At 55.6% G+C, this 26054-nt stretch carries 27 protein-coding genes; 26 read left to right on the top strand and 1 reads right to left on the bottom strand.

Annotation, left to right across the window (positions count from 1 at the left end):
* Nucleotides 1-6: 6 nt before the first annotated feature.
* The 14 genes from WC515_06765 (at nt 7) to WC515_06700 (ending at nt 14108) form a co-directional block, all read left to right on the top strand.
* Nucleotides 7-747: a YebC/PmpR family DNA-binding transcriptional regulator gene (locus WC515_06765; protein ID MFA5147055.1), complete on the top strand. Its 741-nt coding sequence runs from the start codon at nt 7-9 to the stop codon at nt 745-747.
* The gene (gene ruvC, locus WC515_06760; GenBank protein MFA5147054.1) at nt 744-1247 is read left to right on the top strand and encodes a crossover junction endodeoxyribonuclease RuvC; all 504 of its coding nucleotides are present in this window, start codon (nt 744-746) and stop codon (nt 1245-1247) included. The genes WC515_06765 and ruvC overlap by 4 nt, the downstream gene beginning before the upstream one ends.
* A complete protein-coding gene (gene ruvA, locus WC515_06755; protein ID MFA5147053.1) occupies nt 1244-1876 on the top strand; it encodes a Holliday junction branch migration protein RuvA in 633 nt (210 codons plus the stop codon). The genes ruvC and ruvA overlap by 4 nt, the downstream gene beginning before the upstream one ends.
* Nucleotides 1877-1960: 84 nt before the next feature.
* Complete coding sequence (gene ruvB / locus WC515_06750; protein ID MFA5147052.1) at nt 1961-3025, top strand: Holliday junction branch migration DNA helicase RuvB; 1065 nt, start codon at nt 1961-1963, stop codon at nt 3023-3025.
* Nucleotides 3026-3029: 4 nt separating this feature from the next.
* Entirely contained in the window at nt 3030-3614 is a 585-nt protein-coding gene (locus WC515_06745) for an epoxyqueuosine reductase QueH (protein MFA5147051.1), read from the top strand.
* Between the two features lie 40 nt (nt 3615-3654).
* A complete protein-coding gene (locus WC515_06740) occupies nt 3655-3870 on the top strand; it encodes a DUF2905 domain-containing protein (GenBank protein MFA5147050.1) in 216 nt (71 codons plus the stop codon).
* Nucleotides 3867-5021: a SpoIID/LytB domain-containing protein gene (locus WC515_06735; GenBank protein ID MFA5147049.1), complete on the top strand. Its 1155-nt coding sequence runs from the start codon at nt 3867-3869 to the stop codon at nt 5019-5021. The genes WC515_06740 and WC515_06735 overlap by 4 nt, the downstream gene beginning before the upstream one ends.
* Entirely contained in the window at nt 5021-6067 is a 1047-nt protein-coding gene (queA, locus tag WC515_06730) for a tRNA preQ1(34) S-adenosylmethionine ribosyltransferase-isomerase QueA (protein MFA5147048.1), read from the top strand. Before WC515_06735 ends, queA begins: the two co-directional genes overlap by 1 nt.
* Before the next feature lie 93 nt (nt 6068-6160).
* Nucleotides 6161-7285, top strand: a complete 1125-nt coding sequence (tgt, locus tag WC515_06725; protein ID MFA5147047.1) for a tRNA guanosine(34) transglycosylase Tgt — start codon at nt 6161-6163, stop codon at nt 7283-7285.
* On the top strand, nt 7282-7563 hold the full coding sequence (yajC, locus tag WC515_06720; GenBank protein ID MFA5147046.1) for a preprotein translocase subunit YajC: 282 nt from the start codon (nt 7282-7284) through the stop codon (nt 7561-7563). Before tgt ends, yajC begins: the two co-directional genes overlap by 4 nt.
* Nucleotides 7564-7585: 22 nt before the next feature.
* The gene (secD, locus tag WC515_06715) at nt 7586-9811 is read left to right on the top strand and encodes a protein translocase subunit SecD (protein ID MFA5147045.1); all 2226 of its coding nucleotides are present in this window, start codon (nt 7586-7588) and stop codon (nt 9809-9811) included.
* Nucleotides 9812-9821: 10 nt separating this feature from the next.
* Nucleotides 9822-10703 (top strand): cation diffusion facilitator family transporter, encoded by an 882-nt coding sequence (locus WC515_06710; GenBank protein ID MFA5147044.1) that lies wholly within the window; start codon nt 9822-9824, stop codon nt 10701-10703.
* 12 nt (nt 10704-10715) lie between these two features.
* Nucleotides 10716-12398, top strand: a complete 1683-nt coding sequence (recJ, locus tag WC515_06705; GenBank protein MFA5147043.1) for a single-stranded-DNA-specific exonuclease RecJ — start codon at nt 10716-10718, stop codon at nt 12396-12398.
* 120 nt (nt 12399-12518) lie between these two features.
* Entirely contained in the window at nt 12519-14108 is a 1590-nt protein-coding gene (locus WC515_06700; protein ID MFA5147042.1) for a hypothetical protein, read from the top strand.
* On the opposite strand, the gene WC515_06695 is transcribed toward WC515_06700, so the two are convergent.
* Nucleotides 14105-14434, bottom strand: a complete 330-nt coding sequence (locus tag WC515_06695) for a PilZ domain-containing protein (protein MFA5147041.1) — start codon at nt 14432-14434, stop codon at nt 14105-14107. The genes WC515_06700 and WC515_06695 overlap by 4 nt on opposite strands.
* A gap of 293 nt (nt 14435-14727) precedes the next feature.
* Between WC515_06695 and polA the strand changes: the two genes are divergently transcribed.
* The 12 genes from polA to WC515_06635 all read left to right on the top strand — a co-directional run bounded on the left by polA (nt 14728) and on the right by WC515_06635 (nt 26021).
* Nucleotides 14728-17388 carry a DNA polymerase I gene (polA, locus tag WC515_06690; protein MFA5147040.1) on the top strand — a complete coding sequence of 887 codons (2661 nt, stop codon included), beginning with the start codon at nt 14728-14730 and terminating at the stop codon, nt 17386-17388.
* Nucleotides 17388-18776, top strand: a complete 1389-nt coding sequence (gene glgA / locus WC515_06685) for a glycogen synthase GlgA (protein MFA5147039.1) — start codon at nt 17388-17390, stop codon at nt 18774-18776. The genes polA and glgA overlap by 1 nt, the downstream gene beginning before the upstream one ends.
* Nucleotides 18773-19363: a dephospho-CoA kinase gene (gene coaE, locus WC515_06680; protein ID MFA5147038.1), complete on the top strand. Its 591-nt coding sequence runs from the start codon at nt 18773-18775 to the stop codon at nt 19361-19363. Before glgA ends, coaE begins: the two co-directional genes overlap by 4 nt.
* A complete protein-coding gene (gene rho, locus WC515_06675; GenBank protein ID MFA5147037.1) occupies nt 19354-20601 on the top strand; it encodes a transcription termination factor Rho in 1248 nt (415 codons plus the stop codon). The genes coaE and rho overlap by 10 nt, the downstream gene beginning before the upstream one ends.
* A gap of 24 nt (nt 20602-20625) precedes the next feature.
* Entirely contained in the window at nt 20626-20949 is a 324-nt protein-coding gene (gene rpmE, locus WC515_06670) for a 50S ribosomal protein L31 (GenBank protein ID MFA5147036.1), read from the top strand.
* 3 nt (nt 20950-20952) lie between these two features.
* Entirely contained in the window at nt 20953-22026 is a 1074-nt protein-coding gene (prfA, locus tag WC515_06665) for a peptide chain release factor 1 (protein MFA5147035.1), read from the top strand.
* Nucleotides 22023-22706, top strand: coding sequence for a peptide chain release factor N(5)-glutamine methyltransferase (gene prmC / locus WC515_06660; protein ID MFA5147034.1), 684 nt, complete (start codon nt 22023-22025; stop codon nt 22704-22706). Before prfA ends, prmC begins: the two co-directional genes overlap by 4 nt.
* Entirely contained in the window at nt 22691-23956 is a 1266-nt protein-coding gene (murA, locus tag WC515_06655) for a UDP-N-acetylglucosamine 1-carboxyvinyltransferase (protein MFA5147033.1), read from the top strand. Before prmC ends, murA begins: the two co-directional genes overlap by 16 nt.
* Nucleotides 23957-24041: 85 nt before the next feature.
* Nucleotides 24042-24302, top strand: a complete 261-nt coding sequence (gene rpsP, locus WC515_06650; GenBank protein ID MFA5147032.1) for a 30S ribosomal protein S16 — start codon at nt 24042-24044, stop codon at nt 24300-24302.
* 10 nt (nt 24303-24312) lie between these two features.
* On the top strand, nt 24313-25044 hold the full coding sequence (trmD, locus tag WC515_06645) for a tRNA (guanosine(37)-N1)-methyltransferase TrmD (GenBank protein MFA5147031.1): 732 nt from the start codon (nt 24313-24315) through the stop codon (nt 25042-25044).
* Complete coding sequence (gene rplS, locus WC515_06640) at nt 25037-25450, top strand: 50S ribosomal protein L19 (protein ID MFA5147030.1); 414 nt, start codon at nt 25037-25039, stop codon at nt 25448-25450. The genes trmD and rplS overlap by 8 nt, the downstream gene beginning before the upstream one ends.
* Nucleotides 25365-26021 (top strand): ribonuclease HII, encoded by a 657-nt coding sequence (locus WC515_06635; protein ID MFA5147029.1) that lies wholly within the window; start codon nt 25365-25367, stop codon nt 26019-26021. Before rplS ends, WC515_06635 begins: the two co-directional genes overlap by 86 nt.
* The last annotated feature ends 33 nt before the right edge of the window (nt 26022-26054 follow it).

Here is a 26054-nt window from a genome sequence, read left to right as displayed (position 1 = left end):
AGAAACATGAGCGGACATTCGAAGTGGGCGACGATCAAACACAAGAAGGCGGCTACAGACGCGAAGCGCGGCCAGCTCTTCACGAAGCTGATCAAAGAGATAACGGTTGCGGCCAGGAGCGGCGGCAACCCGGATACGAACCCGCGCCTGAGGGTCGCCATAGACAGGGCGAAGGACGCGAGCATGCCGGCCGATAACATCGACCGCGCGGTCAAAAAAGGCACCGGCGAGCTCGAGGGCGTGAATTACGAGGATGTGACGCTCGAGGGATACGGCCCGGGCGGCGTGGCGATCTATATCGAGGCGTTGACCGACAACAAGAACAGGACCGCCAGCGAGGTGAGGACCATCTTTTCGAAGAAGGGCGGGAATATGGCGGGCGCCGGTTCCGTGGGCTGGATATTCGAGAAGAAAGGATATATCGTCGTGAATAAAGAGGCTATCGACGAGGATAAGCTGATGGGGATCGTCCTCGACGCAGGCGCCGAAGATATGGTGGTCGAAGACGAGAGTTACGGGGTAAAGACATCTCCGCAGGATTTCTACAAGGTGAAGAAGGCGATAGAGGACAATAAGATAAAGACGGAGTCGGCGGAGATAACGCTCATCCCCAAATCGACCATCAAGGTAGTAGGCGACGACGCAAAGAGGATACTGGACCTTGTGGATGAGCTCGAGGGGAACGATGACGTCCAGAACGTCTACGGCAATTTTGACATACCGGATGAATTATTGAAGGAAGAATGAGGATATTAGGCATAGACCCCGGGCTGAATACCACCGGTTACGGCCTCATAGATGCCGGTACCATGAAGGTCGTCGAGGCCGGTGTGATACGGACCAAAAAGAACACCCCCATACAGGAAAGGGTCACGAAGATATTCGACGGCATCTCCGGTATCATAGATGAATATGCGCCCGGTGTCCTGGTGCTCGAAAAGATATATTCCCACTACCAGCATCCCACTACAGCGATACTGATGGGCCACGCGCGGGCGATGGCCTGTCTTGTGTGCGGCAGGTCCAATATAAAACTTGTCAATTATCCATCCACGAGGATAAAGAAGGTCGTCACCGGGAACGGCCAGGCCTCTAAGGTGCAGGTCCAGCGCATGGTCCAGAATATACTCAAACTGAGGAAACCTCCGGAGCCGGTAGATGTGAGCGATGCGCTCGCCATGGCGATAAGCTATTGCTATATAGAAAAGGTTCCAGTTGCCAGTTACCGGTTGCCAGGAAAAATATGATATCGCGTATATCGGGAAAGGTGAAGGAGAGGAAGGAGACGAGCGTCATAATAGACGTGAACGGCATCTCTTATGAGGTGCTCATCCCTCCGGCGGTCATGCGCGCGATCGAGGACGGCATGGGGGACGACGGCACCATAGAGCTCATAACCTACCACTACTACCAGATGGACCCGTCGAGGGCCATACCTGTGCTCGTCGGCTTCCTGAACGAGATAGAGAGGGAGTTCTTCGAGCAGTTCATAAAGGTCTCGGGCGTGGGGCCTAAGGCGGCGTGCAAGGCGCTGAGCATGTCGTTCTCCGTCATAGCGGATGCCATCGACAGGGGCGATATGCCGCTTTTAAAGACGCTGCCCGGCATAGGAGAGCAGAAGGCGCGCGAGATAATAGCAAAACTTCAGGGTAAGGTAGGCAAGTTCGGACTTATAAAGGATAAATTCAATGACGGCGAGCCTAGACCGGTGGCCGCGGAGGATATCAAGGCGGAGGCGGTTAACGTCCTGCTCCAACTGCAATACAAGAAGCAGGAGGCCAAAGAGATGGTGGAGAGGGCCGTAGCGCGCAATTCAAAGCTATCGACGTGTGAAGAGATATTGAACGAGGTGTATAAGGGGAGTAAACGGAAATAGCTATCAGCTGTCAGCTCACAGCTATCAGCTAAAACAAAAGCTGATAGTTGCTGAAAGCTGAAAGCTGAAAGCTGAAAGCTGAAAATGGCCAAGCACGATAATAAGAAGGTGAAGATCGCGGAGGGCGGCAGGGAGAAGATCATCGCCCCCCAGGAGACGGAAGAGGATATAATACTCAATATCTCGCTCCGCCCGACAAAGCTTAAAGACTTCGTGGGTCAGACGGAGATCGTCGAGAACCTCAAGGTGTCTCTGGAGGCGGCGAAGAAACGGAAGGAGCCGCTTGAGCATATCCTCCTTTCGGGTCCGCCGGGGCTCGGCAAGACGTCGCTCGCGCACATAGTCGCTCATGAGATGGGCACCAGGATAACGGTCACGAGCGGACCTTCCATCACCAGGCCCGGGGACCTCGTGGGGCTTCTGACCAACCTGGAAGAGGGCGACATCCTCTTCATAGACGAGATACACCGGCTTTCGAGTTCCGTCGAAGAGTACATATATCCGGCCATGGAGAACTTCGAGATAGACGTCATCATGGACAAGGGGCCATATGCCAAGACGTATAAATTCAACCTCAAGCATTTCACCCTTATAGGCGCGACGACGCGCGCCGGTCTCCTCACGTCCCCGCTCAGGTCCAGGTTCGGCCTATTTTACCATCTCGATTTCTACGAGACGGAAGACCTGGTCAGGATACTGACGCGTTCGGCCAGGATCATGAATGTCTCCATAGAGAAGAGCGCCGCGGAAGAGATCGCAAGACGCGCGCGCGGGTCCCCCAGGGTCGCCAACCGTCTGTTGCGCCGGGTCAGGGACTGGGCCGAGGTGAAGCTGGACGGCAGGATAACGCTCGAAGCGACTTTCGAGGCGCTGAAGAGCCACGGTGTCGATTCCATGGGTCTCGACAGCGTCGACCGCAAGGTGGTGAGCGCTATGTACGAATCGTTCGGCGGGGGTCCCGTAGGCATAGAATCGCTCGCCGCGACGCTTAACGAAGAGCCCGACACCATAGTGGATATAGTGGAGCCGTTCCTGCTGAAGATCGGTTTTCTGAAGAGGACGCCGCGGGGGCGGGAGCTCACAAGATCGGCGTACGAGCATATGGGGTTCCTGAAGTCGAAAGAGAGCCAGAAAGAGATGTTCAAGTAGCGCCATGAATATCCTGCTCCATATCTGCTGTGCGCCGTGCGCCATATTTCCCGTAGAAGACCTGAAGAGAGACGGGCATAAGCTGGCGGGATTCTTCTACAACCCCAACATACACCCCTACTCGGAATATCTTAAGAGGAAGCAGGAGGTCGAGCGTTACGCCGGCGATGCCGGCATCAATGTCCTGTATGGCGATTACGATATAGAGAACTATTTCCAGCATATCGTATATAATGAGGCGCTCCAGAGCAGGTGTCCCGTATGCTGGTGGCTCCGGCTGGAGAAGACGGCCAAATGGGCTTTGGAGAACGGTTTCGAGGCGTTCACGACCACTCTCCTGGGGAGCCCTTACCAGGACCAGGGTGTCATAAAAGAGCTGGGCGAGTCGGTTGCGGCCGGGGCCGGCCTGAAATTTTACTACAAGGATTTCAGGACCGGTTTCAGGGAGGCCCATGAGACGGCCAGGAAAAAGGGTATCTATTGCCAGAATTACTGCGGATGCCTCTTTTCGGAAGTAGAGCGGGCGGAGGCGCGTAAAGCGAAGAAAGGTCGGCGGTCTACGGTCGACGGTCCACAGAAGAGAGCATAACCGTGGACTATGGACTGTGGACCATGGACAATCAGGATATATGAATTCGATAGGAAAGACGTTGATCATATTCGGAGCGGCGCTGATCGTCCTCGGCGCCATATTCACGTTCGGAGGGAAGTTCTCCTGGTTCGGACGGCTGCCCGGCGACCTGTATATACAGAAAAAGAATTTTACATTCTTCTTTCCCATAACCACCTCCATAATCATCTCTGTCCTGATCTCCGTAATTATGATGTTCCTAAGGCGAAGATGAGAAGAGCCGCCGTTATCACATGCGTCCTCTTATCGGTATTATACGCCGGCCGAGCGCCCCAGGCCATTCCTGACACCGGCCAGTCCGTATTGAGGGTGCTGGTAATTGACAACAGGCCCAGGATCTCCCTGGTCATAAAAGGGCCGTATAAGGTATATGCGCCGAATTCAGAGAGGGTCGTAATGGAAGGGCCTCGCCTCAGGGCCGGGGTGACAGGGTCCAGGGGCAATATATTAATAGGCGCTAAAGAGATAATGCTCCCGGCCGTTAAGGTGAAGGCATACAAGGATGCCGACATCTACGTCGACGGAAAGCGCTTCAGGGGGAATGTCCATATAGCGCTTAAGGACGATCTGAGCATCATGGTCATAAACGAAATAGGCGTAGAGGACTATCTTTACGGGGTCCTGTACCATGAGGTGTCCCATAAATGGCCCATGGAAGTCCTGAAGGCGCAGGCGATCGCGGCACGTACGTTCGCGTTGTATCAGAAGTCGCAGAACAGGCTTCAGCCGTACGACCTCCGTAATGACATATACTCCCAGGTCTACGGGGGCCGCGCATCCGAAAAATGGGCGACCACCAGGGCCGTTGACCTGACGAAGGACAAGGTCCTGGCATATAAGGGTAAGATATTCCCGGCATACTATCACGCAACATGCGCCGGATATACGGAAGATGCCTCCGTCCTGTGGAATATAGACCTTCCTCCTCTCAAGGGCGGGCCTTGCCTCTACTGCCGGAATTCGCCCCATTACGAATGGACGACCGATATCCCGTTGTGGGAACTGAAGAACAGATTAAGCGCAGGCGGATATAATATAGGCGAGATATCCTCCGTGAAGGTGCTCTCGAAGAACGGTTCCGGCAGGGTCGAGCAGGTAGAGATAAAAGACGAAGCGGATACCTCGGTGATGTTGAAGGGGAAGGACTTCAGGCAGATGCTCGGTCCGAACGAACTGCGCAGCACGAAGTTCGATCTCTCGTTAAAATGGGGCACGCTCGTATTCAAGGGTTCCGGGTGGGGCCATGGTGTCGGTATGTGCCAGTGGGGCGCGTTCGGCATGTCACGGAAGGGGAAGAAGGTCGAAGAGATACTCTCATATTACTACCCCGGCGCCGAGATCACGACGACAGACAAGTTACGCTGATGCGCCTCTCCGATTTTGACTACACATTGCCGAAGGAACTTATAGCCCAGCATCCGGCGAAGGAACGGGAGAAGTGCCGGTTGATGGTGCTGGACCGCGCGAACCATTCTATCGAGCATAAGACATTCGAGGATTTAACTGGGTATTTCAATGAAGGCGACTGCCTTGTCCTTAATGATACCAGGGTGATCCCCGCGCGCCTGTTCGGCAGGAGGAAGACGGGCGGAAAAGTAGAGCTCTTCCTCCTCGAAAAGAAGGACCCGGTCTGTGAGGCGCTCATAAGGCCTTCCGGCCGGCTGAAAGAAGGCGAAAGGATAACCCTCGAGTCCGGTGATGAGGTCGAACTCCTCGGCAGGGGCGAGGCCGGCAGGTTCGTAAGATTCGGGAGGCCGGTCGGGGAGGTATTAGAGGAGGCCGGCCATGTCCCGCTGCCGCCATACATAGACAGGCAAGACGAGGAATCCGACAGGTCCGGGTATCAGACCGTTTACAGCGCGCGCGAAGGCGCGACAGCGAGCCCTACGGCAGGGCTCCATTTTACGGAAGAACTGCTCGATAGGGTATCGGGTATAGGGGTCAGGGTATCATATGTGACGTTGCATACAAATTACGGGACGTTCGCGCCGATAAAGAGCGATGAGGTTGAAGGGCATAAGATGCACAAGGAGTATTTTGAGCTTCCCGTGGAGACGGCGGAAGCGGTAGCCCGGACTAAGGATCGCGGCGGCAAGGTCTTTGCGGTAGGTACGACATCTACGCGCGTCCTCGAGCATTGTGCTGGAACGGTCCATAGTCCACGGTCCACAGTCCACGGCCCAAAGCCCAAAGCCCAAAGCCAATCAGGGTATACCGACTTATTTATATATCCAGGGTTTAAGTTCAAAGTCGCTGATCACCTGATCACAAACTTCCACCTGCCTAAATCGACGCTCTTACTGCTCGTTTCGGCGTTTGCGGGGAAGGAGTTCATTTTCGAGGCGTACCGGAAGGCGATAGAGGAGCGTTACCGTTTCTTCAGCTACGGTGACGCGATGCTGATATTATGAAAGAGTCACCAAGTCACAAGGTCACAAAGTCACCCGTAAAAGATTTTAGCGGTGACCTGGTGACGTGGTGACCTGGTGACGTGGTGACACTTAATGTTTCAACTCATTCACAAAGACAAGACGAGTAAGGCAAGGTTGGGGAAGCTCGTGACGGCGCACGGAGAGGTCGATACGCCCGTATTCATGCCTGTCGGCACACAGGGCACAGTCAAGGCGATCTCGAACGACGAGTTGAAAGGATGCGGGGCCGAGATCATACTCGGGAACGCCTATCATCTCTATCTGAGGCCGGGGATAGAGCTGATCAGAAAGGCCGGAGGCCTCCACAAATTTATGGGCTGGCAGGGGCCGATATTGACGGATAGCGGCGGTTATCAGGTATTCAGTCTGGCGGTACTGCGGAAGCTGAGCAGGGAAGGGGTTGAATTCTCTTCTCACATCGACGGTTCCAAACACTTCCTTACCCCGGAGAAGGTGATCGATATCCAGGACGGCCTCGGGAGCGATATAATGATGATGCTCGATGAATGTGTCCATTACCCTGCGGCCCGCGACTACGTCGAGCAGTCACTCGACCTGACGACCGCCTGGGCCCGTCGCTCTAAAGACCATTTCTCCCAACTCCCAACTCCCAACTCCAAACTTCTCTTCGGCATCGTGCAGGGAAGCACATACCGCGACCTTCGCAAGAAGGCGGTGGACGACCTGCTCGCGATCGGCTTCGACGGATACGCGGTCGGAGGAGTGAGCGTAGGGGAGCCGGAAGACCTGATCTACGAGGTGGCCGGATATACGGCGGACCTCCTGCCGGAGGATAAGCCGAGGTATCTGATGGGCCTGGGCACCCCGCCTGACCTGCTGGAGGCGATAGGCCGCGGTCTCGACATGTTCGACTGTGTCGTCCCGACGCGTAACGGCAGGAACGGCCAGGCCTTCACATGGAACGGTGACCTCCAGCTCCGCAACGCCCTGTATAAGGAGGACTTCCGGCCCATAGACGGGACCTGCGGTTGTTTCGCCTGCAGGAACCACACCCGCGCCTACATAAGGCACCTCTTCAACACCGAGGAGCTCCTGGGTTTACGGCTTGTCTCATTGCATAATATACAATTTTATGTTAAACTTATACATTATGCCAGAGAGGCGATCAGGGATGACCGTTTCGACGCATTCAGAGAGGGATTCATGAGCAGTTACAAAAAGGAGAAAGGCAAATGAACGCAGCGCAGAGCCCGTTATTTAACATGTTACCCATAATATTGATATTCATCATCTTCTATTTTCTCCTGATAAGGCCGCAAAAGAAGGCGCAGGATGACCACAAGAAGATGGTGGCGTCTCTGAAGAAGAACGACGAGGTCATAACGTCAGGCGGCATCCACGGCACGATAGTGAACGTCAAGGACCACAGCGTCGTGCTCAAGGTGGACGACAATGTCAAGATAGAGGTGCAGAAGAGCTCGATCTCCGTGATGAAACGGAAGACGACGGAATAATAAAATCTGGAGGATAGGCATAATGAATAAATCGTTACAATGGAAGCTGGTGGGCATCATCGCGATAGCGGTCGCCTGTATCTGGATGATACTGCCGCCGTTCACTGTCAGGGACAAGGACGGCAAGGTGGTGCAGAAGGGAAAGATCAACCTCGGGCTCGATCTGCAGGGCGGCATGCACGTAGTCCTTAAGGTAGATACGTCGAAGGTCCCCGCCGACACCCGTAAAGACGCCCTCGACAGGGCGATCGAGATAATAAGGAACAGGATAGACCAGTTCGGCGTGGGAGAGATGGCGATCCAGAAGCAGGGTAAAGAGAATATAATAGTCCAGCTTCCGGGCGTGACGGACAGGGACAGGGCCCTGGAGATCATAGGGCAGACCGCCCACCTCGAATTCAGGATCGTATCCGATAATACCGACGACGTGAAGAAGGCGCTGAATAACGAACCCGTCGAAGGGTACGAGGTCTTATACGTAGAGAAAGAGGGCACCGGCCGCGAGCCGATACTCGTCTCAAAGGAAGCCGCGCTCACCGGAGACCTCTTGGTGAACGCGAAGACGGAGTTCAGCTCGAGCGGTTTCGGCGAGCCGTACGTCTCGATCACCTTTAACGGAAAAGGCGCCGAAATATTCGCGAAGGTAACGGCCGCCAATGTAGGCAAACGGCTTGCCATAGTGCTAGACGGCAAGGTCCAGTCGGCCCCGGTGATACGCGAGGCGATCCCGTCCGGCCAGGCGCAGATAACGGGCAGCTTTTCGGTCGATGAGGCCAACGATCTTTCCGTAGTACTAAGGGCGGGCGCGCTGCCGGCGCCGGTGATAGTGGAGGAGGAGAGGACGGTAGGGCCGCTTCTGGGGGCCGATTCGATAAGGAGCGGTATACGCGCAACGCTCCTGGGAGGGCTGCTTGTCTTCATAGTGATGTTGATATATTACCGTTTGGCCGGCCTGATCGCGAACTTTGCGCTGGTCCTCAACATATTGATAATACTGGCGTGTCTTGCGATGTTCAAGGGCACACTTACGCTCCCCGGCATAGCGGGTTTGATCCTGACCATAGGTATGGCTGTCGACGCGAACGTCCTTATATATGAGAGGATGCGTGAAGAGCTTGCGCTCGGCAAGTCACTGAGGGCGGCCATAGCGGCCGGTTACAACAGGGCCTTCTCGGCTATAATGGACTCGAACGTTACGACGATCGTGGCGGCCGCGCTGATATTCAAATTCGGCACCGGTCCGATAAGGGGTTTCGCGGTGACCCTTACCATAGGTCTTGTAGCCAACCTCTTTACGTCAGTGGTCTGTACCAGGGTGGTATTTGAACTTATGTGCGATCAGTTCGGGCTGGCAAAACTCAGGTTCATGCAGTTATTCCCGGCAACCAAGATAGATTTTATAGGCAAGCGCAAGATATGCTACGTCATATCGGCCGTGGTCATAATCGCCGGTATCTCCATATTCGCCATGCGGGGAGAGAAGAACCTGGGGGTAGATTTCTCAGGAGGCACACTCCAGCAATTCCTTTTCGAGAAAGAGGTGAGGGTCGACGACATGAGAGGGGCGTTGAAGAGCATAGGATACGGCAACGCCTCGATACAGCAATACGGGAACCCAAGGGAAGTGATCATCAGGACCCAGCAGGATATCACCAAGAAGCTGAAAGAGCTCTTCAGGGAGCAATTCAAGGATAATTCGTTCGAGCTGCTGCGGGTGGAGACGGTAGGCCCCGCTGTAGGCAAAAACCTGCGGCAGAATGCCAGCGCATCTCTCCTGCTCGCCATAGCCGGCATCCTGATATATGTAATGATCAGGTTCAACCTGAAGTACGGGATAGCCGGTGTGGTGGCGCTATTCCATGATATATTCGTCGCGGTGGGCGCCCTTGCCCTCACGCAGAGACAGTTGGACCTTACCGTCGTTGCGGCGCTTCTCACCATCGCCGGTTATTCGATAAACGACACCATAGTCATCTTTGACAGGATCCGGGAGAATATGCGGCTCGTCAAGAAGGGCAGCTTCGCGGAGATCCTGAACCTCAGCCTGAATCAGACCCTGTCCCGGACGATCCTTACCACGGGCGTTACGATGCTCGTCGTCATCGCCTTATTGGCGTGGGGCGGGGAGGTCCTGAACGGTTTTTCGTTCTGCCTTTGTGTCGGTTTCCTGTCGGGCGTCTACTCCACCGTCTACATAGCGAGCCCGCTGATACTCTCCTGGCAGAAGAAACCGGTCGTAAGAAGATAAGGAGCGCGCGGTGTCGGAGAACGGAGGCGCGTACAGGGATGCGGAGAAGGGGTCCGTGGTCAGCATCGCGGTCAACGGCGTCCTGTTCCTCTTTAAGATATTCGCCGGCGTAGTAGGCCATTCCAACGCGATGATCGCCGACGCGCTCGACACGCTGGGCGACGCCATGACGAGCGCCGGCATGCTCATAGGGTTCAAGATAGCGAAGAAGCCGGCAGACCGCGACCATCCTTACGGCCACGGCAAGGCAGAGTCGATCATAGCTAAGCTGCTCGCCATATTTTTAATAGCCCTCGGAGTCAAGGTAGGTTATAATTCCATCCACGTCATAGTCGTTTCGCACCAGACGTATGTCCCCGGAAAGATAGCCCTCGTCGCCGCGATCGTCTCGATAGCGGTAAAGCTCGGCCTCTTCCAGTATACGAATGTGCTCGGGAAGAAGATATCGAGCACCGCGATGACCGTCTATTCCTGGAATATCGCCTCGGATGCCTTCTCGTCGCTCGTTGCCCTCATAGGCATCGCGGGCGCGCGGCACGGTTTTCCCATGCTCGACCCCCTGGCGGCATTCCTGCTGTCGCTCCTGGTCATACGGACAGGGGTCCTGGGTTTCCACCGGGCGTACGATGAGCTTATGGACGGCGCCCCGCCGGAATCCGTCATAGCCGGCATACGCGTCATCGCAATGACCAATAATAGCGTGAAGGCGATAAAGGATATAAAGGTGAGGAAGATGGGGCTTGAGCTCATGATAGATATGACGATCGAGGTGGACAAGGATATGAAGGTCGAGAAGGGCCACCTGATCACGGACGCTATACGGGGAGATATAATGGCGAAGATATCCAACGCCAGGGAAGTCTTCATCCACGTTGAGCCCTTCATAAAGTGATATAGTGCAAATATGAGAAAGATCTGGAGAATAAAAGATTCAAATCCCGCGGTACAGGAGCGGCTTGCGTCCGAGCTCAGGATATCGAAGGTCACCGCACAACTCCTGGCGAACCGCGGCGTTGACGATCCCGCCAAGGCGAGCGAATTCCTGACCTCCTCCATATCCTCCTGCCACGACCCGTTCCTCTTAAAGGACATGGATAAGGCCGTGGCGCGTATCAGGGAGGCGATAAGGAAAAAAGAGCGGATACTAGTATACGGCGATTACGACGTCGACGGCATAACGTCCGTCGCCCTGGTAAGCTCCGCCCTGAAGATGCTGGGAGCCGTCGCGGAGTGCTACATACCTAACCGCCTGGAGGAGGGGTACGGCCTCAACCTCTCCGCCATAAAGAAGGCGCACAAGAACGGTATCACGCTGATCGTCACCGTGGATTGCGGCATAGGTTCTTTCAATGAGATACGCCATGCAAAGGCCTCCGGCATAGATGTCATAGTCACCGATCACCACGAGATACCGGCCGGAAGGGTCCCCGACGCCTGCGCGATCATAAATCCGCTGCAGGAGGGCTGCAGATACCCGTTCAAGCACCTGGCCGGGGTGGGCATCGCGTATAAGCTGGCAAAGGCGCTCTTCGACGGCACGAGCCATTTCGCGGAGGACTTTCTAGACCTGGTCAGCCTGGGGACGGTGGCCGATGTCGCGCCGCTTATCGGGGAGAACCGCACCCTGACAAAACACGGCCTCGGGGAGTTGAACAGGAGGAAGAGGGCGGGGTTGAACGCCCTTATGGAGGTCGGCGGCCTGAGCGGTAAGGATATATCGAGCGGCCATATAGGGTTCATACTCGGCCCGAGGATCAATGCCATGGGCAGGGTCGGTTCACCGCTCAAGGCGCTGGAGATGCTCCTCACCGATGACGAGTCGGAAGCCATGCGTCTGGCGAAGATGCTCGATACCGAGAACAGGGCCCGCCAGAAGATAGAGGGCAAGATACTCGAAGAGGCGATGGCCAAGGTCGAACGCGAGATCAACTTCGCCCGGCACCGCGTCATAGTCCTCGCCAGCGAAGGGTGGCATCCCGGGGTCATAGGTATAGTTGCCTCCAGGATCGCGGACAGGTTCTACCGGCCGGCCATAATGATATCTCTCGACGGTAAGTATGGGAAAGGGTCGGGGCGCAGCATATCCGATTTTCACCTATTCGACTACATGCTGCGCTGCAAGGACCTCCTGGTCGGGTTCGGGGGGCATGAATCGGCATGCGGCCTCACCATAGAGAAGGACAGGATAGAAGAGTTCACCGGCAGGATAAACGAAGAGGCCGCCTCGAACGCCCCGGAAGAGACCTTCAGCCCCAAGCTCGATATAGAGATGGACGTCCCGCTGAACGCGATCGGGGAAGCGGTCATAGATGAATTTGAAAGCCTGTCGCCGTTCGGGGAAGAGAACCCCAGGCCCGTGCTTGCGTCCCGCCGCCTGATCGTCAAAGACCCGCCCAGGAGCATAGGTAAGAACGGTTTCAAGATATGGGTGACGGACAATACGATCACCTGCGAAGCCGTCTCGTTCGGCAGGAACAACCTCTCCATCCCGAAGGCAGGGGACAGCGTAGACCTGGCATATACGCCCTCGATCAATAACTGGCAGGGCGTCCAATCGATCCAGCTTGAATTGAAAGATATAAAGTAGAAAAGAGCCCGCCACCGCACCCCTCCCACGGGTCCGTTCTATTTGATAAATAGCAAAATTAATATTGACAAATCACGAAAAGTGTTATATCATCGCCTCTGCCATGAGGAGGGCCTTAAGATGAGGAGATCGGTCATAACACTATCTTTGGGTTTTTTATGCGTCGCCTTTCAGGGCGGATCCGCGGCCGCGCAGGAGGTATGGGCGGGGAAGGACGGCTGGATAAGGAACGCCGACGCCAGGGGGATGGTCATGGACGACCGGCGTCTCTACCTGGCCACCAGGAACGAAGTATATGTGGCATACGACATGAAGGAGAAGTGGGAACCTGTATTCTTTGTGCCGTCGGGAGAGAACGAGATAAGGTGTATTTCAGGCGGCGGGAAGAGCGTATTTGTGGGGACGAAGAGGGGGCTCTTCAGGTCCGCCGACGGCGGTAAGGCGTGGGATAAGGTCTTTTCGTCGTTCATGCCCTCCCGGAGCGACGTCCTTTCTATAGGGACATCGGGCGCCGGGGGAGAGAAGGTGGCCGTCGGGACGTCACACGGCATATTCGTCTCCGAAGACGGCGGCACGCGCTGGCGTGACACGAGCTACAACCTAAAGGGCATTCCGGCAAGATGCCTTGCCTACCACAGGGGCATGCTCTATGCGGGGTGTGAAGGCGGGTTGTACGTAAGAGGGGAGGGGGAAGACGGATGGAACCGTATCCTGGTCCGGAGCGTTCCGGAGGAAGGCGGCGGGGAGAGCGACGCGATCGACCCAGCCGGCCGTGAAGAGGAGCCGCGCTACGGATCCGTCAATTGCATCAGTTCCTCCGGCGGCAAGATCTACGCCGGGTTCGACAGGCGGATACTCTATTCCGGCGACAACGGCGCGACATGGACCGGTTTCCCGGAGGCCGGACTTTCCGGGGCCGTAAATCATATACTGCCCGCCGGGAAGGGTGAGGAGCTCTACTGCGCCACCTCGAAGGGCGTATTTGAATTCACGCCTTCGACCGGCGCATGGCGCGAGCTGTATAAGGGGATCGACGGCCGCATCGACGCGAAGCAGGTGCTCTTCGATATCGTCAGCCCGCGGTCCCTGTGGGCGGTGACCGACAAAGGGGTGTACCGCATGGAGCGCGGCGACTATCTGGCCGACCACTACCCGGATGTCGAGAAGAGCATCAAGACGCTTGAGGTGAGGTTCGATGAGGAGCCGGCGTTCAGGGAACTGCAGGCGGCGGCGATCAGGTTCGCGGACGTGAGCCCGGATAAGATAGAGGACTGGAAAAGGGAGTCGCGGCTGAGGGCGGTCCTGCCGAAGGTCTCCGCGGGGATGGATAATGACAGTTCGACGAATTACGAGATATATACCAGCGCCACCAGGGACTACGTCTTCGCCGGACCGGATGAGATATCGAGCGGATGGGACCTCTCGGTATCATGGGAACTGGGGGATCTCATATGGAGTGACGACCAGACGAATATAGACGTCAGGTCCCGCCTCATGGTGCAGCTGAGGAACGACATACTGGACGACCTGAGGCGCGCTTACTACGAGCGGAAGCGCGTGCAGTTCGAGCTGATCACGGCGCCGCCGAAGGAGTTGAAGGCGCGCTTCGAAAAGGAACTGCGCCTGCAGGAGCTCACATCGCATATCGATGATCTTACGGGGAACTACTTATCGGATCATCTGAAGAAAAAAGGCGGGAAGGCCGACTAATAAACTGACTCGAAGAGGCGGTTTGCGCGGCTGTGGTCGATCTTTATGAACTCTACGCCTGCGTCCATTTCCAGCCGGGCCAGGCGGTTTATCGGCCTCGTCCAGACCACTTTGCCGGTAGCGGATACAGGCCCTTCCTTGTGCTTCGGCTCTATGTCGAGGTTTATCACGTCCCCCTCTTTCACTATCCTCGTTATGGGCATGCGAAGGCCGACTCTCGAAATGTTTTTACTTACTGTGTAGCCCTCTATTGCAGCTATTCCCGGGGTGGAATATCTCACTTCTATAGCGTGGTCGTATCTGGGGAACCTTCTACGCTCTTTCATTGTATCACCTGTTTAGTATAGCATATCTTGTCGATAGTGACAATAGCGGCGGCGCGGAAGGGATGATCGTGAGAAATAGCGGCTCTCTCCGACGGAGGAATGGCCCATGGCCCCGTTAAGGAATAAAATATTTAGTTTTTCCAATGCAGTGCTTTTTTATCTTGACAAATATATATGTTAATGTATACTTATATCAAACAAACCGGAAACCCTCTAGATAAACATATCCGTATATATCCGTTAAGTTGATTCAACACAATCGAAAGCAATATCCCTAGAAAACTCGCCAGCTGATGTCTAAACAACAACTATACCTGATAGACGGGAACTCGTTCTGTTACCGGGCGTTCTACGCGATACGGACCCTTTCCAATTCCAAAGGCCAGCCTACGAATGCCATATACGGTTTTATCACGATGCTCAACAAGATCGTGAAAGACCATAAGCCCGATATGCTGGCCGTCGCATTCGACCTTAAGGGGCCGACGTTCAGGCACAAACGGTTTGACGAGTATAAGATACACCGCAAACCGATGCCGGACGACCTGGCGAGCCAGATACCTTACATAAAGAAGCTGGTGCGCGCTTATAATATACCTATCTACGAAATAGAGGGATATGAGGCGGACGATGTCCTGGCCACCCTGGCCAAAAAGGCGGAAGGGCACGGCATAGATACGTTCATTGTGACCGGTGACAAAGACGCGCTGCAGATGGTGGGCCCGCACATAAAGGTCCTGAGCACCCACAAGGACGGTTTTGTCTACGATGCCCGGAAGGTCGAAGAAGATTTCGGCGTCGGCCCCAAAGGTATAACGGACATCATGGCCCTCATGGGCGACCCTACGGATAACATCCCCGGCGTCAAGGGAATAGGCGAGAAGGGGGCCATAGAGCTGATAAGGGAGTTCGGGGACTTCGAGTCGCTCATCAAGAATATCGATAAGGTCAAGAGCGAGGCCAAGCGGAAGATGATAAAGGATAACATAGATATGGCCCGCCTCAGCAAAGAGCTCGCGGTGCTCGATACCGAGGTCCCGCTGAAGATAGATTTCAAGGATATGGAAATTAAGGCGCCCGACCAGCCGAACCTGGTAGAGCTCTTCAGGGAGCTGGAATTCAAGTCGCTCCTGAAAGATGCGACCCCCAAAGAGAAACTCGATTCGGATTACGAGACGGTCGATGACCGGAAACGGTTCGAAAGGCTGGTCTCCGAGTTGAAGGGCGCGAAAGAGTTCGCGTTCGATTCCGAAACGACGAGCGAGGACCCGGTGCTCGCCCGGCTCGTCGGGATATCGTTCTCCTGGAAGGTGGGCAAGGCCTATTATGTCCCTTTCAATAAGGACCTCGAGCCGGAATATATCCTGGGTGAGCTGAAGCCTTTATTCGAAGACGGGAAGATAAAGAAGATCGGGCAGAATATAAAGTATGAATACATAGTCCTCGCGAACTGCGGGATACGCCTGGCGGGGATATCGTTCGATACGATGGTGGCGTCATACCTCCTGAACCCGTCGAAACTTAACCATAACCTGGAGGACATCTCGCTCGAATATCTCAACCACAGGATGACGACGCCCATAGAGGAGCTGATCGGCAAGGGCAAGAAGGCGATCACGATGGATCAGGTGGATGTCGATAAGGTCTCGGCTTACTGCTGCGAGGACAGCGACGTCACCCTGCGGCTTAAAGAGGTGCTGGAGAAGGAGATATCGAAGAAGGACCTTGCGGGCCTCTTCCACGATGTGGAGGTGCCGCTCATAGAGGTCCTGGCCACCATGGAGATGAACGGTGTTTCGATCGACAGGGAGTACCTGGGCACCCTCTCGGCCGAGATGGATAAGAAACTGGAGAAGCTGACAAAAAAGATATATGAGCTTGCCGAAGGGGAGTTCAACGTCAATTCGCCGAAGCAGCTCTCCGTGGTCCTCTTTGAAAAGTTGAAGCTCCCCGTAGTGAAGAGGACCAAGACGGGGATATCGACCGACGAAGAGGTGCTGACAAAACTTGCATCAAAACATGCGTTGCCGAAGATCCTCCTGGAGTACAGGGAGCTGGCGAAACTGAAATCGACATATGTCGACTCGCTGCCGGAGCTGATAAACCCGGCTACGGGAAAGGTCCATACGTCATTCAACCAGACCGTCACGGCTACGGGGCGCCTTTCGTCGAGCGGGCCGAACCTGCAGAATATACCGATAAAGACGGACGAAGGGAAGAAGATACGGCGGGCTTTTATCACATCCGGCAAGGACCGGGTCCTGATATCGGCCGACTATTCACAGATAGAGCTCAGGGTGCTGGCCCATCTATCGGGCGATAAGCACCTGAGGGCCGCTTTCAGGGAGGGGAGAGACATCCATGCCTTCACCGCCCATCTTGTGTTCGGCGTGGAGGAGGGCGAAGTGACGACAGAGATGCGCAATATGGCCAAGACGGTAAATTTCGGTATCATATACGGCATGAGCCCTTACGGCCTGTCACAGGGGCTCGGCATAGAGGTGGAGAAGGCAAAGGAGTTCATAGACGCGTATTTCGAGCGCTACCCGGACGTTCGGGAATACCTCGAAGGTTTGATAGGGTACGCGCGGGAGAACGGCTTCGTGACCACGATACTCGGCAGGCGCAGGTACATACCCGAGATCAATAGCCGCGATATGCGCCTCAGGCAGTTCGCAGAGAGGACCGCCATAAATACGCCGATCCAGGGTTCCGCCGCCGATATAATAAAGGTAGCCATGATAGCGATACACGAGCGGCTGGAGAAGAAGAACCCGTCTAGCGCCATGGTCATGCAGGTGCACGATGAGCTCGTCTTCGACGTCCCGAAGAGAGAGCTCGATGATGTCCTTCCTGTCATAAGGGATGGGATGGAGAATGTCATAAAATTGGATGTCCCGGTCGAGGCGCATGTCGAGGCCGGTAAAAACTGGCTGGATATGGAGGGGGTATAATGGAGAAGTTGAAAGTTCTGCTGGCGTCCAGTGAAGTGGCGCCGTTCGCGAAGACGGGAGGCCTGGCGGATGTCGCGGGGAGCCTGCCGCTCGCGCTGGAAGCGCTCGGTGTAGACGTCAGGGTCATAATGCCCGGGTACGCTTCGATAAAGGTGAAGGGCGATGAGACGACCATAGGCAAGTCCGTGAAGGTGTACTTCGTCCGTAACGACGACTATTATAAAAGGCCTGAGCTGTACGGTGATAAGTTCGGCGACTACGGCGATAACCTGGACCGGTTCGCCTTCTTCTCCCGGGAGGTGCTGGAACGGTCCCTGCGCGAGGGGTTCAGGCCGGACATCATACATTGCAATGACTGGCAGACGGCGCTCGTCCCCGTCTACCTCAATACGTTATATAAGTACGACCCGTTCTTTGCCGGAACGAAGACGCTCTTCACCATACACAATCTTGCATACCAGGGGATCTTCCCGAAAGAGGAGTACCCTAAGATAGGCCTCGACTGGGTCCTTTTCCATATAAACTATTTCGAATTCTACGACAAGGTCAACCTGATGAAGGCAGGCATGGTCTACTCGGACCGGATCTCGACGGTGAGCCCAACATACGCCAGGGAGATACTCACCAGAGAGTTCGGGTACGGCCTTGAGGGGGTCCTGAAGAACCGGGAGAGTTCGTTATGCGGAATACTGAACGGCATCGATTACGATGCGTGGAACCCGGCGACCGATACGAAGATATTCAAAAAATATTCGGCCGGGGAGATATCGGATAAGTACGCCAATAAGGAGGGGCTCCAGAAGGAGCTCGGCCTCAGGATAGACAGGAACATCCCGATGATCGGCCTGATCACGCGCCTTGCGGACCAGAAAGGGCTGGACCTCCTGGCTAAGATCATCGACCAGCTGCTGTCGATGAAGGTCCAGTTCGTCCTGCTGGGGACCGGAGAGCAGAAGTATCATGTCCTTTTCCAGAAGATGGCAAGGAAACACGCGAGGAACGCTTCGATAAATCTGCGCTTCGACGCGACGCTCGCCCAGAAGATATATGCCGCGAGCGACCTCTTCCTGATGCCGTCGAAGTATGAACCGTGCGGCCTGAGCCAGATGATCAGCTTCAGGTACGGCACGATACCTATAGTCCGGCAGACGGGCGGGTTGAAGGACAGCGTAGAGGAGTTCAGCCCGAGGTCCGGCAGCGGCAACGGGTTCACGTTCACCAACTATAAGCACGAGGACTTCTTCGACGCCATAAAGAAGGCGCTGACCGTTTACAGGGACAAGGAGCTGTGGGCGGAGCTTGTGCAGCGGGCTATGGCGCTCGATTTCTCATGGGCCAGCTCGGCCAGGACTTACGCGGACCTTTACACCGGCATGAAGGCGAAATGAAGACGATAGGCCTTACGGGAAGCTTCGGCACCGGGAAGACGTTCGCCGCCTCCGTATTCAGGCGTCTCGGCGCGGATGTCATAGATGCCGACAGGATAGCGCACAGGGCGCTTAAGAAAGGGTCGCCGGCCTATAAAAAGACCGTGCGCCTTTTCGGGAAAGAGATACTGGGCCGGAACGGGGATATCGACAGGAAGAGATTGGCCGGTATCGTTTTCGGTAACCCGGGTAAGCTGGCCCTGCTCAACAGGATAGTGCATCCGGTCGTCACGAGCCGGATAAAGGAGAGGATCTCCGCCGGGAAAAGGATAAAGGTGATCGACGCGCCGCTCCTTATCGAGGCGCGCCTTACAGGGCTTGTCGATATGCTCATCGTGGTTAAGGCATCGAGGAAGGCGCAGATAGAGCGGTGCGCGAAGAAGTTCGGCATGACGGAAACGGAAATAACGAAGCGGATACGGAGCCAGATGCCGCTTCAGAGGAAGATAGAGATGGCGGATCTCGTGATAGATAACAGCGGTACGAGATCCGAAACGAGGAAGCAGATAATGAAACTATGGAGGAAAGTGAGGAAGGTATGGAGATAGCAGATCTTAAGGCGATGAGCATTGCGGAATTGACCAAGCTTGCCAAGGAGTTGAACGTAAACGGTATAAGCGGCCTCAAGAAGCAGGACCTGATATTCAAGCTCCTGCAGGCGAAGACCGAAAAGGAGGGGCTCATATTCGGGAAGGGCGTCCTGGAGATACTCCCCGACGGGTTCGGGTTCCTGAGGAGCCCGGACTATAACTATCTGCCCGGGCCGGACGATATATACATATCGCCGTCCCAGATCCGCAAGTTCGGCCTGCAGACCGGAGACACCGTCAGCGGCCAGATACGGCCGCCGAAAGAGGGAGAGCGCTACTTCGCGATGCTCAAGGTCGAGGCGGTCAATTTCGAGAACCCCGATGAGGCGAAGGAGAAGACGCTCTTCGACAACCTGACGCCGCTCTATCCGAACGAACGGTTCCTGCTCGAGACGAAACCCCAGGAGGTCTCCATGCGCATCATGGACCTCCTGACACCGGTCGGCAAAGGGCAGCGCGGCATGATCGTGGCCCCGCCGTACAGCGGGAAGACGGTCCTGCTGCAGAAGTTCGCGAACGCCGTCACCACCAACTATCCCGAAGCGGTCCTTATAGTGCTGCTCATCGACGAGCGGCCGGAGGAAGTGACGGACATGCAGAGGTCGGTCAAAGGCGAGGTCATAAGCTCGACGTTCGACGAGCCGGCCGAGCGCCATATACAGGTCGCCGAGATAGTCCTCGAGAAGGCGAAGCGCCTTGTGGAGTGCAAGAAGGACGTCGTGATACTGCTCGATTCCATCACCCGCCTTGCGCGCGCATACAATGCCTGCGTCCCGCATTCGGGCAAGATACTCTCCGGCGGAGTCGATTCCAACGCGCTCCAGAAACCGAAGAGGTTCCTGGGAGCCGCCAGGAACATCGAGGAGGGCGGGAGCCTGACGATCATAGCGACGGCGCTTGTGGACACCGGTTCTAGGATGGACGAGGTCATATTCGAAGAGTTCAAAGGGACGGGCAACATGGAGTTGCAGCTCGACAGGAACCTCTTCCAGAAGAGGATATACCCGGCCATAGACATAAAACGTTCCAACACCAGGAAGGAAGAGCTACTGGTCCACGAAGACGAATTGAAAAGGATATGGCTCATGAGGAAGGTCCTGAATGAGCTTAATACAGACGAGGCGATGCAGCTTCTGATAGAGAAGTTGTCGAAGTCGAAGACGAACGCCGAGTTCCTGATGAGCATGAATAAGTAAAGAGAGCGAAACAAGGAGGAAGACGTGAAAGAGAAGATACACCCGCAATATAAAGAGACGACTATAACGTGCGTATGCGGCGCGACGATACATACCCGCTCGACGAAACAGAATATCCACGTGGATATATGTTCCGAGTGCCACCCGTTCTTCACGGGCAAGCAGAAGCTGATAGATTCGGCCGGGAGGGTCGAGAAGTTCGCCAAGAGGTACGCCGGCAAGGTGAAGTCGAAGAAGGCGAAGGGGAAGGCCGCCGAAGCGGCGGCACCGGAGGCCCAGGCGCCGGCAGAACCGCCGGCACCCGCGGAACCGGCATCACCCGGAGCGGAAGGGGCCAAGGGCCAATAGATCATGTTCGAGAAGGTGCTGGAAGACAAGAGCAGGCGCTACGAAGAGCTCCACCGTCTTGTGGCCGATCCGAAGGTCATAGGGAATACGGCTGAGTATCAGAGGTATGCGAAAGAGCTTTCCGGTATAACTCCCGTCGTGGAGGAGTACAGGGAATATCTGAAGATCTCCCATGACCTCAGGGACCTGGTCAAGGTGCTGCACGAGAAGACGCACGATAAGGAGTACCTTGTGCTGGCCGAAGAGGAGAGGCACCATCTGGAGAAAAAATTGAAGGAGTCGGCCGCCAGGATAGAGGATATGATGCTCGAGGGAGAATCGGACGGCGACAGGAATATCATAATGGAGATACGCGCCGGCACCGGGGGGCTGGAGGCGAGCCTCTTCGCGGCGGACCTCCTGCGCATGTACTCGAAGTATGCCGCCAAAAAGGGATGGAAGGTGGAACCGATCGACGCGAGCACCACGGAAAAGGGCGGCTACAAGGAAGTAATATTTTCGATATCCGGGAAGATGGCATACGGACGGCTTAAGTTCGAGAGCGGCACCCACAGGGTGCAGCGGGTCCCGGAGACGGAAGCGAGCGGGAGGATACATACGTCTGCCGCGACCGTCTGCGTCCTGCCGGAGGCGGAGGATGTAGAGATGGAGATACGTCCCGAAGATATCAGGATCGACGTCTTCAGGGCAGGCGGCAAGGGCGGCCAGGGCGTCAACAGGACAGATTCGGCCGTGCGCATTACATATCTCCCCACGGGGATGGTCGTCACGTGCCAGGACGAGAGGTCCCAACTCAAGAATAAGGCGAAGGCGATGCGTGTGCTGAGAGCCCGGCTCTTCGACATGAAGAGAGAAGAGCACGATAAGAAGATATCGGCCTCACGGAAGGCCCAGGTGGGTTCCGGCGACAGGTCGGAGAAGATAAGGACGTTCAACTTCCCGGACAGGCGCGTGACCGACCACAGGATCGGGTTGACCGTCCATAACCTCGAAGAGGTGCTCGAGGGGGGATTGGACGATATCATAGATGCCCTGAAGGCGGAAGAGAAGAAGATGAGACTGGCGGCCTCGAGATGATAGCTACGGTAAAACCTTTTACGCCTATCCAGTATATAATAGGGAGGACCGAGTTCTGCGGTCTCGATCTTGTCGTGGATGAACGCGTGCTCATTCCGAGGCCGGAGACGGAGCTTGTTGTAGGGCGGGTGATAGATATATTGAAAGGTCCACAGTCCATAGTCCACAGTCCACGGTTGCTCGACCTCTGCACAGGATCCGGGAACATAGCAATTGCTTTGACAAAAAGCGTAACTCAATGTAAAATAATCGCTTCCGACATATCGGAAGAGGCGCTGGCTGTGGCCCAGCTCAATGCCGGACGCTTCGGCGTAAGGGAGAAGATAGAGTTCGTAAAGAGCGACCTCTTTGACGATATAGAAGGCGAGTTCGACATCGTGGTCTCAAATCCGCCATATGTCGCGCGCCGCGAGTTTGACGGTCTCCAGAGAGAGGTGTTGCAGGAGCCGCGCATAGCCATAGACGGCGGGGAGGACGGCCTCGATTTTTATCGCAAAATATTGAGGGACGGCCCGCGCCATCTTAAACGGGACGGTCTCATCGTCTTCGAGATAGGCTACGGCCAACTCGACGGGATACTGGGTATCGCAAAAGAGCGCGGCCGGTATGAGCCGGTGGATATCGTAAAAGACCATAACGGGATAGAGAGGGTGCTCACTCTTAAATGGATAAGCTGTTAGTAGAAGGCGGCAGGCGGCTTGAAGGCACGGTAACTATAAGCGGGGCAAAGAACGCGTGCCTGCCTATCCTGGCGGCGACGCTCCTCACGGATGATAAGTCGGTGGTGAGGAATATACCGGCGCTCCGGGATATGTCGACGATGCTGAAGATCCTGAAGAACTTCGATGTCAGGGTCCAGCAGGACCGCGACAGGATAGCGGTCGAGCCGGCAGGATACAGGAAGAGCCGCGCGCCTTACGAGCTCGTGAGCACGATGCGAGCGTCGATCTGCGTCCTGGGACCGCTGCTCGCGAAACAGAAGTATGCGGAGGTCTCTTTCCCGGGCGGCTGTGTCATAGGCCCGAGGCCGATAGACCTGCATCTCAAGGGGCTCAAGGCCCTGGGCGCGAAGATAAAGGTCGAGGCGGGTTACATCATAGCCGACGGCAGCAGGATGCGGGGGACGACCGTATACCTTGGCGGCCACTTCGGTTCGAGCGTCCTCGCGACGGATAATATAATGACCGCCGCTACGCTCACGAAGGGCATCACTGTCATAGAGAACGCGGCGTGCGAGCCGGAGGTGGTGGACCTTGCCACATTCCTTGTCAGGATGGGTGCGAAGATAAAGGGTTACGGCACGCACAGGATCATCATCGAAGGGGTCAAACGGCTGCACGGCGCCGAGCACGACGTCATATCGGACAGGATAGAGGCCGGCACTTATATGGTGGCGGCGGCCATCACAAAAGGGGATATAACGCTCAAGAACGCGAAGCTTGAGCACCTGATGGCGCTTGTCGACAAACTGACCGAGGCGGGGCTCGATATAAAGAAGGTGCCTAACGGTTTCCGCGCGCGGTACGTGAGGAAGCTGAAGCCGGTGGACGTGACGACGCTCCCGTTCCCGGGATTTCCCACGGACATGCAGGCGCAGGTCATGAGTTTGATGGCTGTGACGGACGGGATAAGCGTCATCACGGAGAAGATATATCCGGACAGGTTCATACATATAAGCGAACTGGGCAGGATGGGGGCCGACATAATACTTGAAGGGCCGACCGCCATCGTGAAGGGCGTCAGGAACCTGAGCGGTGCGCCGGTAATGGCCTCCGACCTGAGGGCCTCCGCCGCTCTCGTACTGGCGGGGCTCGTAGCGAAGGGCAGGACCGAAGTCCAGAGGATATACCACCTTGACAGGGGATACGAGAAGCTTGAGGAGAAGCTGACGAGTTTAGGCGCGAAGGTGTGGAGGGAAAAAGATAAATAGTCCACCGTCAACGGTCCACAGTTAATTTTTACCGTGGACTATGGACCATGGACTATAGACCACTAGTTTATAACGAGGAGGAAAAATGCCAGCAGTAATACGACTTAAGAGGATCGGGGCGAAGAAGAAGCCGGCCCACAAGATCGTCGTCATGGACAAGCGCAGGGCCAGGGACAGCAAATCGATAGAGATACTCGGCTCCTACGATCCGAAGACCGACCCGGCAACGGTGAGGGTGGATAAAGAGCGCGCGGAATACTGGCTCGGTGTGGGCGCCGTGCCGACGCCTATAGTGGCGACGCTTTTGAAGAAGCAGGGGATCAAGAAGCCGGCGGCGAAAAAGTAAGGCGTATCCCATGATGCGGATAGACGTCCTGACGCTCTTCCCGGCCATGTTCCCGAATATCCTGGGCGAATCGATGCTGAAGAGGGCCCAGGCGAAACGGCTCGTTGCGATAAAGGTCCATAACCTGCGCGACTGGACGGATGACGCGCACAGGACGGCTGACGATAAGCCGTTCGGCGGCGGCGCAGGCATGGTGATGAAGGTCGAGCCGGTGTATCGGGCGCTGAGAGAACTGAAGAAAGGGTATAGGGTATCGGGTATAGGGTGTCGGGTAGTATTGTTGACGCCGCAGGGGAAGAAGCTGGAACAGAAGGCGGTGAAGCGGCTCGCGCGATACAAACGGATCATCCTCGTCTGCGGGCACTACGAAGGTTTTGACGAGCGGATACGCGGGTTTGCCGACGAGGAGATATCGATAGGCGATTATATATTGACATGCGGAGAGCTGCCGGCGCTCGTCCTTATAGATTCTATAGTGCGGCTCATCCCGGGAGTCCTCGGGCATAATGAGTCGGTCAAGGACGAGTCGTTCGAGAGCGGACTGTTGGAATATCCGCAGTATACGCGTCCTGCGGAGTTCAAGGGTATGAAGGTCCCCGATATATTGATAAGCGGCGACCATAAGAAGATAGCGGAATGGCGGAAGAGAGAAGCGACTGAACGTACCAGAGAGCGAAGACCCGATCTACTGAGGATAAAGGGTCAAGAGGCAAGTAATAGAAAGGATGAAAAACATGCATAAACTCATCAAATTGATGGAAGCGAAATATATGAAGAAAGATATTGGCGCTTTCAACATCGGCGACACTTTAGACGTCCAGCTTAAGATCGTCGAGGAAGGGAAGTCCAGGATCCAGACGTTCGAGGGGATACTGATCGGGCGCCAGGGCTCAGGCCTGAACGAGACGATAACCGTCAGGAAGATATCCTACGGAGAAGGGGTGGAGCTTGTCCTCCCGTTACATTCGCCTTCGATCGATAGCATCCGTCTTGCCAAAAAGGGCGATGTCAGAAGGGCGAAGCTGTACTACCTTAAAAAGAAGATCGGGAAGGCGACCAGAGTTGAAGAGAAGATCGAGCACGCGGAGTCAGGCGCGCCGGCGTCTCCTGAGACACCGACTGCTCCTGCAGGAGAAGCGTCTAAATAGGGCAGGCTATAAGTCGATAGCCGGTATCGACGAAGCCGGCCGCGGCCCGCTGGCCGGGCCTGTCGTCGCAGGCGCAGTCATCCTGAAGGACTTCGACCTCAGGACGACGGTGAATGATTCAAAAAAACTCTCTTCCGCACAGCGGGAGAGGGCCTACCGGGAGATCCTGGAAAAATCCGTTGTCGGCGTCGGGATAGTGGACGAGAAGACGATCGATGACATAAATATCTACCGGGCCACCATGAAGGCGATGGAGATCGCCCTGGCCAATCTGTCAGTCCCTCCGGATTACATCCTCGTTGACGGCAACATGAAGATAAGGTCCCGCTGCGGTTCCCGATGCATCGTCTCGGGCGATTCCAAGAGTTTATCAATAGCCGCCGCCTCAATAGTCGCCAAGGTCACAAGAGACCGTCTAATGGTCGAATACGACAGGGTATACCCGCAGTACGGTTTTTCGAGACATAAAGGGTATCCCACCCGCGCCCACAAAGAGAGCCTTAAGGCACACGGCCCCTCACCGATCCACCGCCGCTCATTCAGGCCTGTCAGGGATTGTCTAGCCAAGTAAATTCTGTTGACCCATCTGTGACTTTATAATAAA

It is taken from the genome of Candidatus Omnitrophota bacterium, assembly GCA_041650805.1.
In the GTDB taxonomy this organism is placed as follows: Bacteria; Omnitrophota; Gorgyraeia; order 2-01-FULL-45-10; family 2-01-FULL-45-10; genus JBAZKM01.
Note: the sequence above shows the minus strand (reverse complement) of the source record. Positions and strands in the feature narration are given on the sequence as shown.

Coding starts and splice junctions, on each gene's coding strand:
- WC515_06695 (MFA5147041.1), bottom strand. CDS start 14,434: ATGAAAGAGCGTAGAAGGTTCCCCAGATACGACCACGCTATAGAAGTG.
- murA (MFA5147033.1), top strand. CDS start 22,691: ATGGATAAGCTGTTAGTAGAAGGCGGCAGGCGGCTTGAAGGCACGGTA.
- rpsP (MFA5147032.1), top strand. CDS start 24,042: ATGCCAGCAGTAATACGACTTAAGAGGATCGGGGCGAAGAAGAAGCCG.
- WC515_06740 (MFA5147050.1), top strand. CDS start 3,655: ATGAATTCGATAGGAAAGACGTTGATCATATTCGGAGCGGCGCTGATC.
- WC515_06700 (MFA5147042.1), top strand. CDS start 12,519: ATGAGGAGATCGGTCATAACACTATCTTTGGGTTTTTTATGCGTCGCC.
- ruvC (MFA5147054.1), top strand. CDS start 744: ATGAGGATATTAGGCATAGACCCCGGGCTGAATACCACCGGTTACGGC.
- rplS (MFA5147030.1), top strand. CDS start 25,037: ATGCATAAACTCATCAAATTGATGGAAGCGAAATATATGAAGAAAGAT.
- WC515_06745 (MFA5147051.1), top strand. CDS start 3,030: ATGAATATCCTGCTCCATATCTGCTGTGCGCCGTGCGCCATATTTCCC.
- WC515_06765 (MFA5147055.1), top strand. CDS start 7: ATGAGCGGACATTCGAAGTGGGCGACGATCAAACACAAGAAGGCGGCT.
- tgt (MFA5147047.1), top strand. CDS start 6,161: ATGTTTCAACTCATTCACAAAGACAAGACGAGTAAGGCAAGGTTGGGG.
- polA (MFA5147040.1), top strand. CDS start 14,728: ATGTCTAAACAACAACTATACCTGATAGACGGGAACTCGTTCTGTTAC.
- rho (MFA5147037.1), top strand. CDS start 19,354: ATGGAGATAGCAGATCTTAAGGCGATGAGCATTGCGGAATTGACCAAG.
- queA (MFA5147048.1), top strand. CDS start 5,021: ATGCGCCTCTCCGATTTTGACTACACATTGCCGAAGGAACTTATAGCC.
- coaE (MFA5147038.1), top strand. CDS start 18,773: ATGAAGACGATAGGCCTTACGGGAAGCTTCGGCACCGGGAAGACGTTC.
- yajC (MFA5147046.1), top strand. CDS start 7,282: ATGAACGCAGCGCAGAGCCCGTTATTTAACATGTTACCCATAATATTG.
- WC515_06735 (MFA5147049.1), top strand. CDS start 3,867: ATGAGAAGAGCCGCCGTTATCACATGCGTCCTCTTATCGGTATTATAC.
- ruvA (MFA5147053.1), top strand. CDS start 1,244: ATGATATCGCGTATATCGGGAAAGGTGAAGGAGAGGAAGGAGACGAGC.
- recJ (MFA5147043.1), top strand. CDS start 10,716: ATGAGAAAGATCTGGAGAATAAAAGATTCAAATCCCGCGGTACAGGAG.
- ruvB (MFA5147052.1), top strand. CDS start 1,961: ATGGCCAAGCACGATAATAAGAAGGTGAAGATCGCGGAGGGCGGCAGG.
- trmD (MFA5147031.1), top strand. CDS start 24,313: ATGATGCGGATAGACGTCCTGACGCTCTTCCCGGCCATGTTCCCGAAT.
- prfA (MFA5147035.1), top strand. CDS start 20,953: ATGTTCGAGAAGGTGCTGGAAGACAAGAGCAGGCGCTACGAAGAGCTC.
- prmC (MFA5147034.1), top strand. CDS start 22,023: ATGATAGCTACGGTAAAACCTTTTACGCCTATCCAGTATATAATAGGG.
- secD (MFA5147045.1), top strand. CDS start 7,586: ATGAATAAATCGTTACAATGGAAGCTGGTGGGCATCATCGCGATAGCG.
- glgA (MFA5147039.1), top strand. CDS start 17,388: ATGGAGAAGTTGAAAGTTCTGCTGGCGTCCAGTGAAGTGGCGCCGTTC.